We start from the raw sequence: 15,726 nt of genomic DNA on the forward strand, positions 1-15,726 counted from the left end.
GTTCATCCTGAGCCAGGATCAAACTCTCCAATAAAGTTAGTTTGTCTAGCATCTAAAAATAAAAATTGACGTTCACGTTGTTTGTTTCGTTCAGTTTTCAAAGAACTACTTCGCCGCTCAATTGCGACTTCCTTATGTTAACATCTTCGTTTTTCGATGTCAACTAAGTTTTCTAAATTTCTTTTTTGTCGTTTACTGCGTTTCCGCATCAGCGACGTTTATTAATATATCATGCAGTATATGTAGGGTCAATACTTTTTATAAAGAAATTTCACGTCCCGTTAAAAGCTTAAAAAATCATATCTCCTTATCATTTTACTAAGTTTACACACGAGTGAAAATTCTAAATTTTATGTTATATTATTATTATAGGAGCGTGGTGAGAATGAGCATTAAATATTCGAACAAAATCAATAAAATCCGAACCTTTGCATTGAGTTTAGTATTTATCGGCCTCTTCATTGCATACTTAGGTGTCTTTTTTCGCGAAAACATCATTATTATGACAACCTTTATGATGGTTGGTTTTTTAGCTGTCATCGCTAGCACTGTTGTTTACTTTTGGATTGGTATGTTATCTACAAAAACGATACAAATTATTTGTCCAAGCTGCGATAAACCAACAAAAATGCTCGGTCGTGTCGACGCATGTATGCATTGCAATCAACCTTTAACACTTGATCGAAATCTAGAAGGAAAAGAATTTGATGAGAAATATAATAAAAAGAGTTATAAATCATAGGTATATGGAGCTTACAAAACTAAAAAAGTTTCATCTCATTAAAAAGGTGATTTCTTAACTAAGAAATCACCTCTTGTATTTGTTCTTATTAAATTTGATTCTTCACTTAACATTTTAAATCCTCATGAGTCTAACACGATTTCCATATATAATAAAGAAAGAGGGTGACTTAATCGTCACCCTCTTTCTTTATTATATATTACGCCTTATGACACTCTGGACAAACGCCATAAATTTCTAAGCGATGACTATTAATAATGAATCCTGTCGTTTTCGCAGCTTCCTCTTCAAGCTGTTCCAAACCTCCATAAGGAAAATCAACAATCTTACCACATTTTTCGCAAATCACATGATAATGTTGACTTGTAACATAATCAAATCTACTTGAAGCGTCCCCATAAGTTAATTCCTTTACAAGTCCAACTTCTTTAAACACACGTAAGTTATTATAGACAGTTGCAACACTCATATTTGGAAACTTACCTTCTAATGCTTTATAAATGTCATCCGCTGTTGGGTGCGTCATAGATTCCACAAGGTACTCTAAAATAGCATGACGCTGTGGAGTAATGCGTACACCCGTATTTTTCAGCATTTCTAGCGCTTCTTTTAATTCTTCTTTGACCACCGTCATGCACCCCGATTCTATACGGATTATTATTTTATAATTCTTATAAAGAGTGTACTCCTTTTCTTATAAATCGTCAATATTTCTACTATAAGTATGTGGTTTATTTTTGTATATAGCCTTATTCTTATGTAACTTCCCGTATTTCCTATACATTTACATAGAAAAAAGTGCGACATAATCGCACTTGGAATACTATCATCTGAGGAGGTATGCCCTACACTTTCACTTTATGTATCGCAAGAAAATATGTATAGACGCATGCCTTACATATGTATTTTTTCTCCTCATTAATATAGATTTATTTTATATAAGAAAGAACATCCTCAATATGCCCTTTCACTTTCACTTTACGCCACTCATTTACAAGCTCACCGTCTTTATTAATAAGGAATGTAGAACGCTCGATTCCCATGTACTCTTTTCCAAAGTTCTTTTTCAACTTCCAAACATCGTACAATTCTGCTACTTTATGATCTTCATCTACTAAAAGTACAAATGGAAGCTCATGCTTCTCGATGAATTTCATATGTCTGTTCACCGAATCAGGACTTACGCCAAGGATGACCGTGTCCTTCTCTTGGAATAATCCATATGCATCACGAAAATCACATGCTTCGGTTGTACACCCTGGAGTCATATCTTTCGGGTAAAAATATAAAACTACATTTTTACCGCGAAAGTCAGCTAAGCGAATTTGTTCTCCGTTACTTCCTTCCAATGTAAATTCTGGTGCCATTTCTCCTACTGTAATCATTGTTATCACTCCTTCTCTTTTCTTTTACTATATCAAATGCGACCTTATTTTTCATTGTCTATTACAGATCTCATCACAAAGGCAAACGGTAATGTATATCCAATTAGCGCTTCTCCAATTGCAATCCATCTTCCGATTCCAATCGGAGCTATATCACCATATCCAACGGACAATAAAGTAACCGCGCTAAAATATAAACATATTTCAACGAGCTGAAAGGAATGAGCACTTAACCTCTCCCCATCTTCTTTCAAAACTGCAAAACCCATTTCCTCTAGCACAACATAACTTAATCCAAACGCAATCAGTACCGTTGTATAAATCAAAAACAACGTAGCTAAATTGTACAGCGAAAAGAAACGATTGGAATTTGAATATGAACTCCATAATAATTGGACACTTCTCAAAATAGCGATTGCTGCAATTAATAGAATAAATCCCCATAACATGTCCTCCACCTCGTTTTATATGTATGAGGACTGTAGCTGATTTATCCCTTAGAAACGAACAAGCTTCTATAATTAATTTCCTGCACCACGATATCGTTTAACCCCTTGATTCCAGAGGGTAATTGCAATAGTAAAACAGATAACACCAACAATTGGAGTTGCGAAAGCATAGCTATTCCACTCTGTTTTTCTTAAAAAGTATGCTGCTGGATATACCCCAACAAATGCAAACGGTAAAACAAACGTTAAAACAAAGCCAATAACACGGTTATAAATATCAACAGGATAGCGTCCATAATTCCCTATGTTATACATAAGCGGCATAATGGAACTTTTCGCATCCGACCAAAAGCCAAGACTTGCAAGCGTAACAAATATCCCGCCGTACACAAGTGCCCCTCCCCCTACCATAAGTAGGAATAAGAAGAAATCATACCAGTAAAAAGATAATTGCAGCTCCATTGCTGCATAACCCATCACAATAATCCCCGTAATGGCTCCAATTAAAGATTCAAGTTCCATTCTTTCTAATATAATTTGAAATAAACTATGAATCGGTCTCGTTAATATACGATCCATTTCTCCTTTAATAATGTAACGATCATTAAAATCCCATATATTAAAGAAAGCCGAAAAAATGGCAAACGGTACTAAAAAGAAACCATAAATAAAGATTACTTCTTCTCGGCTCCACCCTTTTAGTGCTTGGGTATGCCCAAACACAACGAGAATGAAGATTAAATTAACAGCTTGTAGTGATAAATCTGAAAGTAATCCGACGATAAAATCGCCACGATACTCCAATTTTGTTTTTATATATTGACTTGCATATTGCAAAAATAATTTTATATATATCATCTCGTCATCCCCCTTGTACGATTAGACGTTTTCTCGCCGTTTTCCACATCAGTACAATTGGAATAATAAGTATAATTGCCCAAATCACTTGAAATAATAAAGCTTCATATAACTTATTTCCTTGTATACCTTCAGAGAAAATCATACTCGGAATATAACTAATTGCTTGAAACGGTAAAAACACCATTGCTTTTTGGGCCCATAACGGATAAAAACTAATCGGTAATAATAAACCAGAAAATAAATCGATAACAACACGTTTCGCATACATAATTCCACTATTATTAAATAAGAAGAATGTAAGCATTCCTGTCATTAAATTTATTTGTGTATTAATGATAAAACTAAATATTAAAGATAAGAAGAAATATAACCACGTTTGAAAATTTGTTGTAATTTGTAATGAAAATAATAACGTAACAATAACCATACCCGGAATTGAAAAGAAAGCAAAACGAAATATCCCTTCTCCAAGCCCTTGCATAACTTTCATACCTAAATAGTTATATGGACGAATTAGCTCTACCGCCACACGTCCTTCTTGAATTTCCATCGCAATTTCTCTATCTATATTATTGAAATAAAAAGCGCGTGCCATCCATGCGATCGCAATATACGTAGTCATTTGCGAAATAGATAAACTTTCAATATTCTCTTTCCCGCTATAAATTGCTTGCCATAAAAAATAATACGCACCAATGTTAATCGTATAAATTAAAATCCCGCTGTAATAATTTGTACGATAAGCAAGCATCATTAAAAAGCGAATCCGAATCATTTCAATATACTTACCCATGCATAATACCTTCTTCATAAATGTTACGAATAATTTCCTCTGTAGACACTTCGTTAATTTTCAAATCTTTAATTTGAAAGGCTTGTACTACTTTAGAAATCAACATAGAAATGATAACTTCTTCATTCGGTATTTTTGCAACCCATGCGTTTTCTTCTTTCGCTTTTAACCAAACAACATGGCTATCTGGCATAACCATTGATAACTCCTGGTATGAAACTGGGGCAACAAACTGAAAATGTATTTCCTTCTCTACTCCCCACTGCGTACGAAGATTATCTAAAGATCCGTCATACATAATATTCCCTTCATCAAGCATGATGACGCGTTCACATAAAGCTTCAATATCAGTAATATCATGTGTCGTTAATAAAATTGTTGTTTTATAACGTTCATTCATCTCTTTTAAGAATTCTCGTATTTTCAATTTCACAAGAACATCTAGTCCAATTGTTGGCTCATCTAAAAATAATAACGGCGGATTATGAATTAACGCCGCTGCCAATTCACAACGCATTCTTTGACCAAGAGATAATTTCCGTACCGGTTTATCTAACAAAGGACCGATATCTAACGTTTCAATAACATGTTCCATATGTTCCTTATACTGAGCGTCTGATACACCGTACACTTTCTTCAATAAACGAAATGATTCTTGTACAGCAATATCCCACCAAAGCTGGGAACGCTGACCAAACACAACGCCGATTGTTCTTACAAATTCTTCTCTCTGTTTGTGTGGATTCATTCCATTCACTGTAATTTGTCCTGATGTCGGAGTCAAAATCCCTGTAAGCATTTTAATCGTCGTTGATTTACCAGCACCATTCTCACCAATATAACCAACCATTTCACCTTGCTTTACAGTAAAAGAAACATCATTTACTGCTGGTACTATTTTATAATTACGATTTAATAAATCGCGAAATGCACCCTTTAATCCCGGACGACTTGAATAGGCTGTAAACTCTTTACGTAACCCTTGTACCTCAATTACCGATTTCATAATCGGACCCCCTTCCTAAATGTCACAACGAATAGTTTACCCAACTGCTCCTTCTATCACAAACAATACGTCTTTTCAAAAAACATGTTAGAATAATACATAGATTTTTGTAAGGAGATGAATTGTAGTGAATTTCACAAAATCAGAAGCGTTACATAAAGAAGCTTTAGAACATATCGTTGGTGGTGTTAATAGTCCTTCCCGTTCTTTTAAAGCAGTTGGAGGCGGTTCTCCTGTTGCAATGGAACGCGGAAAAGGTGCTTATTTCTGGGATGTAGATGGAAATAAATATATCGACTATTTAGCAGCGTATGGCCCTATTATTACTGGGCATGCTCACCCACACGTAACAGAAGCAATTAAAACAGCGGCTGAAAACGGCGTACTATACGGTACTCCAACAGCATTAGAAGTAAAATTCGCAAAAATGTTAAAAGAAGCAATGCCCGCTTTAGATAAAGTTCGCTTCGTGAACTCTGGTACAGAATCCGTTATGACAACCATTCGTGTTGCCCGTGCTTACACTGGCCGCACAAAAATTATGAAATTCGCTGGTTGTTACCACGGTCATTCCGATTTAGTACTTGTAGCAGCTGGCTCTGGTCCTTCTACTCTTGGAATTCCTGATTCAGCGGGTGTGCCACAAAGTATCGCTCAAGAAGTTATTACTGTTCCATTTAATAATGTAGAAACTTTAAAAGAAGCGTTAGATAAATGGGGACATGAAGTAGCAGCTATCCTTGTAGAGCCAATCGTTGGAAACTTCGGTATTGTTGAGCCAAAACCTGGCTTCCTTGAAAAAGTTAATGAACTTGTTCACGAAGCTGGTGCACTAGTAATTTATGATGAAGTTATTACTGCTTTCCGCTTTATGTATGGCGGCGCTCAAGACTTACTTGGCGTAATCCCAGATTTAACAGCACTTGGTAAAGTTATCGGCGGTGGACTTCCAATTGGTGCTTACGGTGGTAAGAAAGAAATTATGGAACAAGTTGCACCACTCGGCCCTGCATACCAAGCTGGTACAATGGCTGGGAACCCTGCTTCTATGGCATCAGGGATTGCCTGCCTAGAAGTACTTCAACAAGAAGGCGTATACGAGAAATTAGATGCACTTGGCGCAATGCTTGAAAAAGGAATTTTAGATCAAGCTACAAAACATAACATCGATATTACAGTAAACCGTCTAAAGGGTGCATTAACTGTATACTTCACAACAAATACAATTGAAGATTACGATGCAGCCAAAAATACAGATGGTGAAATGTTCGGTAGATTCTTCAAGCTGATGCTTCAAGAAGGTATTAATTTAGCACCTTCTAAATATGAAGCATGGTTCTTAACGACAGAACATACAAAAGAAGATATTGAATATACAATTGAAGCTGTTGGCAGAGCATTTTCTACCCTAGCGAACAATAAATAATCTCTTCATTACAAAAGGAAAAAAGAAAGCCCATCTTTCTTTTTTCCTTTTTTCTATTTCATAAATCCCTCATTAATAGTATAATTATTCATAATTATCTGTTTTATATTCTTTTATATCCTTACTATCCATGTATACAAGGCAGTTCACGCCTTAAATAGTAAGATTATTCAAAATCCATTTTCCAGAGGGGGGATTGACGGATGCTCAACAAAAAAAATAAATGGACACCGTCTTTATTTCGGAATTATAAAAATGCAGAACATGATGCGTGTGGAATCGTTTCCGTTATGGAAAAACGAAGAATTCCTACAAAAGAAAACATCGATCTTTGTATACAATCGCTAGTCAAAATGAATCATAGAGCTGGTTTCATTAATGGCGAAGGAGATGGTATCGGAATTCATATCGACATGCCAAAAGCACTTTGGAATGAAAAACTGAAAAGTAGCGGATATAATCCAACGATTGTGGATCATCCCCACTTTATCGTTGGACATTTTTTTCTAAACAAAAAAGAAAACATTGCTGAGTTAAAAGATTACATTCGTACGCAACTAAACAATGAAAGCTTTACAATTGTTCTCGAAAATGATGATGTAATAAACTCAGATGCACTCGGTCCTCTTGGTAAACAAGAAGAACCTTTATTTTGGCAAATTGCCCTTATCGTCGAAAGTGAAGTTAAAAATATTGAACAAACATTATTTTCTGTAACAATAAAAATCGAAGAAAATGAAGCAATTCATGTTGCCTCATTAAGTCATGAACATGTTGTATATAAAGTTCTCGGTGCTGGCGATACACTCGTTGCTTATTACAATGATTTACAACACCCACTTATCGCTTCAACTATGACACTAGGACATAATCGCTATTCTACTAATACGTTATCTAATTTTTTTCGTGTACAACCATTTAGCATTCTCGGACATAATGGCGAAATTAACACGATTGCAAAATTACGCGATCAAGCTGAAATGATTAATGTACCACTTACTGCCGGGGGCAGTGATTCCCAAGATTTAAACCGCACCTTAGAAACCCTTCTCGTTCAGTATAACTACAGTTTATTTGAAGCAATGGATATATTATTTCCACCAATTATTAATGAAATAAAACTTTACGAAACAAACTTACAAAACTTATACACTTATATACGTGAGGCTTGGGGGCATTTCGCACAAGGTCCAGCTGGTATTATTTCACGTTATAAAGATGAAGCTGTTTTCAGTGTCGATTCCCTTGGATTACGCCCAGTTTGGAAAGTAGAGACAGAGAGCTCCTATATTTTCTCTTCTGAACCTGGAGTTGTATCACCAACTGAATATGTAGCAGAGCCGAAACCACTCGCTCCTGGAGAAAAAGTTGGATTAAAATGGAATCAACAAGATGAGCTCGTTCTCTATGAATACGACAATTATCAAATTGAAGTATATAACCGTTTTAAGAAACGAATCGATGTTACCAATTATCATGTAAACTTATCTATCCCTGAAACGAAAGAAACTGAGGGATTATGTGATTCGGTTCAAGTTGAAACGAATCAATACGTCGCTTTTGGCTGGGATCGAGAACATATTCAGCTCCTTGAACAAATGGCGACAAAAGGCGTCGAACCAATTCGGTCACTTGGGCATGACTCACCACTTGCCGCACTTGATACAGATAGACGAAATATTGCTGATTTCATTAAGGAAAGTGTAGCCGTTGTTACAAATCCAGCAATCGATCGCGATCGAGAAGTTGAACACTTCTCCACACGTACTGTACTCGGAGAGCGTCCGGGTTTATTAGATAACTCTAAACAACCATTTGTAATCGAGATGCTTTCACCCATTATTTTAGAAGGGCATTTAGCTCAATCTATCGCGGCAGACTTACACACGATTACGTACGAACAACTTATACAGCTATTCATTACTCATAGCTCTGTCTCTACAATTTCTATTACATTTAGTCCATCAGAAACTCTACAAATCGCATTAAATCGAATTAGTTTCGAAGCGATAGCAGCCGTTAAAAATGGTGCTTCCCTACTATTATTAGATGATGCTAAATCTCATCAAAATGAACTGTTATGGATTGACCCACATTTAGTTACTGCTAAAGTACATCAAGCATTAACTGAAAATAAATTACGCCGGAAATGCTCTCTCGTTATACGTTCCGGTGCCCTTCGCTCCTTACACGATATCGTCACGCTATACGGATTAGGGGCAGATGGTATTAATCCATATTTATTGTTCGCAACGGTAAATGATGAAACAAAAGTACCAATTACTAATTTGTATACCGCACTTAATAAAGGACTAGAGAAAGTAATTTCAACGATTGGAATTCATGAATTACGCGGTTACGGTCGCCTCTTCTCCTCTATTGGATTACATGAGGAAATCGCAAATATATTACAAATTACAAACTTCTGCGGTTCAAATAATTTAGCTTTTTCACTTGAATCACTTGCTGAAGATGCAAAAATTCGAGCTGAGGATTTTAACAATCCAAAAGTTAGAATGCGAAAATCATTTCATATATTCCCGCGGATTTGGAAAGCAATTGGTGATGTTGCAAAAGGAAACTCTTATGATGATTACCGCGACAAGTTAAGTGAATTAGAAGAAAACACTCCCATCGCAATTAGGCACCTTGTTCAAACAAAACAAGCACAGCATGTAGTTCCGACTGAAGAAGTGTCCATCGGCATTCACAATCATGATTTACCATTTATTATTAGTTCTATGTCATTTGGTTCTCAAAATGAAATTGCCTTTCGCGCGTATGCAGAAGCTGCCAATCAGCTAAATATGATTAGTTTGAACGGTGAAGGCGGCGAAATTAAAGATATGATTGGTAAGTACCCACATACACGCGGACAACAAGTTGCATCTGGCCGATTTGGAGTAAACGCTGAACTACTAAATTCATCAAATTTAATTGAAATTAAAATAGGTCAAGGAGCAAAGCCTGGTGAAGGTGGACATTTGCCTGGTTCAAAAGTGACTGCCAAAATTGCGGAAGCACGTAATGCTACAATTGGTTCGGATTTAATTTCACCTTCTAACAACCATGATATTTATTCAATTGAAGACTTGGCTCAAATGATTACAGAAATTAAAACGGCTAATCATCTTGCAAAAGTAGCTGTAAAAGTTCCTGTCGTTCCTAACATCGGAACAATTGCTGTCGGTATCGCAAAAGCTGGCGCTGACTTTATTAACATTAGTGGATTTGATGGCGGAACAGGTGCTGCGCGTATTCACGCATTGCAACATGTTGGTCTTCCTGTAGAGATTGGTGTTAAAGCTGCTCACAATGCGTTACTAGAAGCAAATATGAGACATAAAGTAGAGATTTGGGCAGATGGCGGTATTCGAAGTGTAAATGACGCCTTAAAAATCATGCTCCTCGGAGCAAACCGGATCGGATTTGGCACATTATCAATGATTGCAATTGGCTGTACAACTTGCCGTGGTTGTCATCTTGATACGTGCCACGTCGGAATTGCAACACAAATTGAATCTGAAGCTCAAGCGAAAGAACATGGACTGCGCCGTTTCGTTCCACGTGAATTAGAAAGCGCAGTTACAGGGCTATTAAGCTTATTCACTACTTTCGGTACAGAATTGAAACGTTTAACAGGGCAGCTCGGTTACACAAACTTACAAGATATTATCGGACGATCGGATTTATTAGAACAAACTCGAGGCAAGGACTTATTAGACTTACGTAATTTAATACAAACGATAGAAGATTCATCTGTGAAAATAACGGCATCTGTACAAGAAAAACAATTTGAAACAACAAATTCTCTCCAGTCAAAAGAATTAGTAAGCGTCGGCGTAGAGCAACGCGTAATGGGCGGTCTAGAATCCTGTTATCGTATTCGTAGCAAATTATATGAAAACACTCATCTTGAACCACTTACATTAAAGTATACAAACGGATCTGTTCCTGGAAACGGATTAGGCGCGTACAATAGCGAGAACTTATTTATACACGTAAATGGTGGCGCGCAAGATGGAATTGGAAAAACTTCATTTGGCGGTGGCATTTATATAACGAAAGCAAAAGGAACAGATGGAACATATTATAACGGTTCTGTCGGAAAAGGATTTGGATACGGTGCTCAAAAAGGTGCATTATACGTGCAAGGTAACGCTGATGCTCGTGCTGGCATTCGCCTTTCTGGAGCAGATATGATAATTGGAGGCAGAATTACAAAACCACTCCGCGAAAAAGAACAAGGAAATATCGGAGTATATTCTAATATAAAAGGATTTGCTTTTGAATATATGACAAATGGTCGCGCTCTTGTTTTAGGAGATCCTGGTCCATGGATTTGTGCCGGCATGACTGGTGGTGTTGTTTATTTACATTATGAGCCAAACTTAGGTTTAACAGAGCACGCTTTAAAAAGAAGAATTGCTAAAGGTGCAAATGTAACATTGCAGCCAATTAGTAAAAATGGTTTGCAAGATGTGAATGAATTATTATTAGACTACATTCGTGTATTAAATGAGCACGAACAATATGAAGAAGTCGCTTTGTTAACACCATTATTAGATGATATCCAGCTTCACTTCTATGAAATTATCCCGAAAAAAGAACAGGCGGATCCATCTATTTCAACTGAATGATATGTACAATATTTATTTTCATAAAAAAATTGACGAAGCGAGCATCGCATAGTAATCTAGAATAACAATTTGAAACCTGCTGAAATTCAGCAGGTTTTTTTATTAAAGAATAGATGTTTAAAGAGAATTTGGAGAAATTATAAATTGATTGTAATTTATTTATTAAACTTTTTAACGTCACTAAAATATCACTTGCTAACATATTGTAATGAATGTATAGTATCATGTTGTACATTCATTATGACAAGAGAAAGGATATCAATAAGGGTATGAAACTTGGTGCTCGCATTTTAAAAACGGGTATTGCCATTACATTAGCTTTATTTGCTTGTATTTTACTTCAATTACCGAGTCCTGTATTTGCGGGAATCTCAGCTATCTTTGCTGTTCAACCGTCTGTATACCGCTCGTATTTAACTGCTCTTGAGCAAATTCAAGCAAACGTAATTGGTGCTGTATTCGCTATCGTATTTGCTACTGCTTTTGGACATAATCCTTTTATTATTGGATTAACGTGTATATTAGTAATTGCTCTTACTTTACAATTACGCTTAGAAAAAACAATATCACTCGCTTTAGTAACAGTTATCGCCATTATGGAGTATCAAGGCGAAGATTTCTTTAATTTTGCCTTACTTCGATTCGCGACGATTATGATTGGAATTATTGCGGCTTCGCTTGTAAATTTAGTATTTATGCCGCCAAAATATGAAACAAAACTTTACCATCGCATCGTTGATAATACAGAGGAAATTGTTAAATGGATTCGTATGAACAGTAGGCAAGCTTCTGATTTTACAACGCTAAAAACCGATATTGATCGCATGAAAGAAAAAATGATTAAACTAAATCATTACTATTTGCTGTATAAAGAAGAAAGAAGCTATACGAAAAAAATACAATTCGCGAAAATTCGTAAGCTCGTTTTATTCAGACAAATGTTAGCGACAACAAGCCGCGCTTTAAGCACGTTAAAATCATTACATCGCACCGAAAATGAACTGCGCTATATGCCAGAAGAGTTTCAGGAATCTATTCAAAACGAACTTGATTCATTAACGCATTATCACGAACAAGTGTTATTAAAATTTATTGGTAAAGCAAAGAAACAACAATCCGTTGAGATGCTTGATGAAGTTGAAACCGGTAAACAAGAATTGATTGATATCTTTATGGATTATCAAAATAAAGACGATGAGGAAGCATATAAAATATGGTTACACCTCTTCCCTCTTATTTCTTCAATTATTAACTACAGTGAGGAAGTAGAGCATTTAGATTTACTTGTGGATAGCTTCTACACATACCATAAACCAGAAAGCGAACTCCAAATCGAAGATAAAAAAGAAGACGAATAAAAAACAGCTCCTTTTACGCTAAAGGAGCTGTTTCTGTTATATGCTGAAGTTGATATAGATTGTAATAAAATCCCCTCTTTTTCATTAACTCTTCATGAGAACCCTTTTCTTTTATTTCACCATCTTCAACATAAATAATTGTATCAACATGCGTAATCGTCGCTAATCGATGTGCAATAATAATTGTTGTCCGATCTGCAGCTAACGTTTGCAGTGCCTCTTGAATATATCGTTCATTTTCTAAATCTAAAGCGGAAGTTGCTTCATCTAATATAAGTAAAGACGGATTCTTTAGAAAAACCCGTGCGATTGCTACACGCTGTCTTTGTCCACCAGATAATTTCACACCACGTTCCCCAACGACAGTATCATAGCCCTCTGGCAACTCTGTAATAAAATTATGAATTTGTGCAGCTTTGGCAGCTGAAATCACTTCCGCCTCTGTAGCTTTCGGATTGCCATATAAAATATTAGCCCCGATTGTATCGCTAAATAATAAATTATCTTGTAGCACAATTCCAATATGACTACGTAAATTTCTCATATTATACTTTCTTACATCTATCCCGTCTATATAAACTGCACCTTCAGAAACATCGTAAAAACGCGGAATTAAACTAGCAAGAGATGACTTTCCTCCTCCGCTTGCCCCTACAAGCGCAACCTTCTCTCCCGGGCGCATAGTTAATGACAGATTATGCAATATTTCTTTTTCATCCGCATTATAACGAAAAGAAACATTATCAAATATAACTTCCCCATCTAGCCTTTTCGTTTGCACCGCATTTGGCACATTAACAATATCGTATTTTTCATCCAACAATTCAAACACTCGATCCATCGAGGCGAAAGACTGTGTTAATGTTGTAGATGAATTAACAAGGCGACGAAGCGGACTATATAAACTATCCATATATCCAACAAAAGCAACCATCGTACCCAGTGTTAACGACCCTTGAATTACCTCATATGCCGCAAAACCAATAACAAGTAACGGCCCTAAATCCGTTAACGTATTCACTACCGAAAACGTTCTCGCTGTCCAACTCGTATGAGTTAGTGCTTTCGTTAAAAATTCATTATTTCTCTTTTCAAACTGTCCTCTTTCATACTCTTCTAATGCAAAACTACGTGTCACTTGCATCCCTTGAATACGTTCATGTAAATACCCTTGCATAGTTGCTAACGCTTGCGAGCGCTCTTTCGTCAATTTTCGAAGGCGCCCGAAAAAATATTTCACTGCAACTACATAAATAGGTAAGATTAATAAAGCAACAAAGGTTAATTTTATATTCATAGAAAACATAACGATAATGGCAATAACAATTGTTGCAGTATCTAACCAGACATTCATAAGACCAGTAATTACAAAGTCCTTCGTTTGTTCTACATCATGGATTACACGTGAAATAAGCTCCCCTGTTTTTGTGTTCGAATAATAACGTAAGCTCAATTTTTGCAAGTGCCCAAAAATGTATTTTCGTAAATCGTATAGTATTGTATTGGCAATGCGCTGCGCGAAATATTGACGATAATATTCTATCGGCGGTCTTACTACTGCAAAAATAAAAAAAGCAATCCCAATTGCGGTTATTAATTGAGACGTTTTTTCTTGAAGCGATCCCGTGCCTTGAATAACATCATCAATAATATACTTTAATAACCATGGCATAATAAGCGGGATACCGAACTTCACAAGACCAATAATAATTGTAATAGCAATAAGCCATCGATATGGTTTAACAAATTGTAAATATCTTTTTATACCTTGCACATAATCCCCCCTCTAATAGGACAAACCTGCCGGGAAATTCCCTGCAGGTTTGTTTTAATTTCTGTACATTAAATATCTTTCGTACCACATATCTACGAAATCCGGTGCGAATGGACCTTTTCTTTGATGAATCCACTGTGTTAAATGTGCTACATTTCGTTTTAAAATTGTATCGATAACAGGTGGATACTGCATGATTTGACTATGCTTTTCATACTCATCTTCATCCAAAAGTGTATATGTCATATCTGGATACACTTTAATGTCTAAGTCGTAATCAATATACTTTAATGCTTCAGAGTCATATGCAAAAGGAGAACTTAAATTACAATAATAATATACTCCTTCTTCTCTCAGCATTCCAATTACATTAAACCAATAATTAGCATGGAAGTAACAAATCGCAGGTTCGCGAGTAACCCATGTTCGACCATCTGATTCTGTAACTACTGTACGATCATTTGCTCCGATCACAAGGCTCTGCGTCCCTTTTAAAATTGTTGTCTCTTCCCACATTCTATGAATGGAGCCATTATGTTTATAACTATGTATTTGTACCTTTTCTCCTTCTTTGGGAAATCCCATATATGCTCCCTTCTTTCAACCGCAAATGCTTTTCTTAAGTTGTCTTAACTACCCCTTGAACTGCATTCACTTTTTTTCTATTATAACTTTTTTGTCAAAATTTTAAAACTAAAGCGATAGGACACTTGTTTTCATGAGGAATATAATGAAGTTTGTATTATTGAATACCACATCACTAACCCTTTTAACGAAGGAACATTTCCTATGAATTAGCAATACGTATTTTAGAAGATTAAACGAAGATATAACAAAAAGAAAAGCCCCCTCACCTCTGTTTAAGAAAGGACTTTTCACCTAAAATCAACAACATATCTCACCCTTAATTTGAAATTATTTTTTCGATTTCAAAAGATTGAATCACATTATTCGTTTGCTGTTCAAATTTTTCATGTAAAAGTTTTAATGCTATTTCTGTTCTGTATATTTCTTGACGGATAAAATGCAATTCTTTTTTATCGCACGTATCCCTTCCACTCATTTCAATTTGCTGATACTTCTCTAAATGTGATTGTAACTTTAAAAGCTCATCCATCGTTTCCAACTGCTCTCCTACCAACTTATCAAAATCGTTCATCACTTACCCCCTTTTTGATTCATTCGCCATTTATAATTCCTATTACATATTTCTAATCGTGAACTTCTTTCTCCTTTGACTACATTTGTTGACTTATTAGAAGTTATGTCGTTCCCTTTATTTTCATTACAGT

The 15,726-nt window shown here is 35.9% G+C and carries 13 protein-coding genes; 4 read left to right on the forward strand and 9 right to left on the reverse strand.

Annotated elements, in window-relative coordinates; translation table 11 throughout:
- Positions 1-385: 385 nt before the first annotated feature.
- A complete protein-coding gene (locus tag MR066_RS23720; RefSeq protein WP_044444349.1) occupies positions 386-742 on the forward strand; it encodes a YgzB family protein in 357 nt (118 codons plus the stop codon).
- Between the two features lie 199 nt (positions 743-941).
- On the opposite strand, the gene perR is transcribed toward MR066_RS23720, so the two are convergent.
- The 6 genes from perR to MR066_RS23750 all read right to left on the reverse strand — a co-directional run bounded on the left by perR (position 942) and on the right by MR066_RS23750 (position 5,236).
- Positions 942-1,370, reverse strand: coding sequence for a peroxide-responsive transcriptional repressor PerR (perR, locus tag MR066_RS23725; RefSeq protein WP_165762387.1), 429 nt, complete (start codon positions 1,368-1,370; stop codon positions 942-944).
- A 301-nt stretch (positions 1,371-1,671) separates the two neighbouring features.
- Positions 1,672-2,127, reverse strand: a complete 456-nt coding sequence (bcp, locus tag MR066_RS23730) for a thioredoxin-dependent thiol peroxidase (RefSeq protein WP_201065825.1) — start codon at positions 2,125-2,127, stop codon at positions 1,672-1,674.
- 44 nt (positions 2,128-2,171) lie between these two features.
- Positions 2,172-2,576: a potassium channel family protein gene (locus MR066_RS23735; protein WP_242248716.1), complete on the reverse strand. Its 405-nt coding sequence runs from the start codon at positions 2,574-2,576 to the stop codon at positions 2,172-2,174.
- Positions 2,577-2,648: 72 nt separating this feature from the next.
- A complete protein-coding gene (locus MR066_RS23740; protein WP_002091114.1) occupies positions 2,649-3,434 on the reverse strand; it encodes an ABC transporter permease in 786 nt (261 codons plus the stop codon).
- A 4-nt stretch (positions 3,435-3,438) separates the two neighbouring features.
- Positions 3,439-4,230 (reverse strand): ABC transporter permease, encoded by a 792-nt coding sequence (locus tag MR066_RS23745; RefSeq protein WP_002140292.1) that lies wholly within the window; start codon positions 4,228-4,230, stop codon positions 3,439-3,441.
- Positions 4,223-5,236 carry an ABC transporter ATP-binding protein gene (locus MR066_RS23750; protein ID WP_002010347.1) on the reverse strand — a complete coding sequence of 338 codons (1,014 nt, stop codon included), beginning with the start codon at positions 5,234-5,236 and terminating at the stop codon, positions 4,223-4,225. Before MR066_RS23750 ends, MR066_RS23745 begins: the two co-directional genes overlap by 8 nt.
- A 127-nt stretch (positions 5,237-5,363) precedes the next feature.
- Between MR066_RS23750 and hemL the strand changes: the two genes are divergently transcribed.
- From hemL to MR066_RS23765, 3 genes are all read left to right on the forward strand, one after another.
- The gene (hemL, locus tag MR066_RS23755) at positions 5,364-6,662 is read left to right on the forward strand and encodes a glutamate-1-semialdehyde-2,1-aminomutase (RefSeq protein WP_242248720.1); all 1,299 of its coding nucleotides are present in this window, start codon (positions 5,364-5,366) and stop codon (positions 6,660-6,662) included.
- A 203-nt stretch (positions 6,663-6,865) separates the two neighbouring features.
- Positions 6,866-11,302 (forward strand): glutamate synthase-related protein, encoded by a 4,437-nt coding sequence (locus tag MR066_RS23760; protein WP_242248721.1) that lies wholly within the window; start codon positions 6,866-6,868, stop codon positions 11,300-11,302.
- Between the two features lie 269 nt (positions 11,303-11,571).
- On the forward strand, positions 11,572-12,660 hold the full coding sequence (locus MR066_RS23765) for an aromatic acid exporter family protein (RefSeq protein ID WP_002063696.1): 1,089 nt from the start codon (positions 11,572-11,574) through the stop codon (positions 12,658-12,660).
- Positions 12,661-12,673: 13 nt separating this feature from the next.
- On the opposite strand, the gene MR066_RS23770 is transcribed toward MR066_RS23765, so the two are convergent.
- The 3 genes from MR066_RS23770 to MR066_RS23780 form a co-directional block, all read right to left on the reverse strand.
- Positions 12,674-14,434, reverse strand: coding sequence for an ABC transporter ATP-binding protein (locus MR066_RS23770; protein ID WP_002091119.1), 1,761 nt, complete (start codon positions 14,432-14,434; stop codon positions 12,674-12,676).
- Positions 14,435-14,488: 54 nt separating this feature from the next.
- Positions 14,489-15,019: a nucleoside tri-diphosphate phosphatase gene (ntdP, locus tag MR066_RS23775; protein ID WP_000506630.1), complete on the reverse strand. Its 531-nt coding sequence runs from the start codon at positions 15,017-15,019 to the stop codon at positions 14,489-14,491.
- Positions 15,020-15,338: 319 nt separating this feature from the next.
- On the reverse strand, positions 15,339-15,593 hold the full coding sequence (locus tag MR066_RS23780) for a YgaB family protein (RefSeq protein WP_098636266.1): 255 nt from the start codon (positions 15,591-15,593) through the stop codon (positions 15,339-15,341).
- Positions 15,594-15,726 lie beyond the last annotated feature (133 nt).

The sequence above is a fragment of the Bacillus cereus group sp. BfR-BA-01523 genome (assembly GCF_022662615.1).
GTDB classification, from domain to species: domain Bacteria; phylum Bacillota; class Bacilli; order Bacillales; family Bacillaceae_G; genus Bacillus_A; species Bacillus_A mycoides.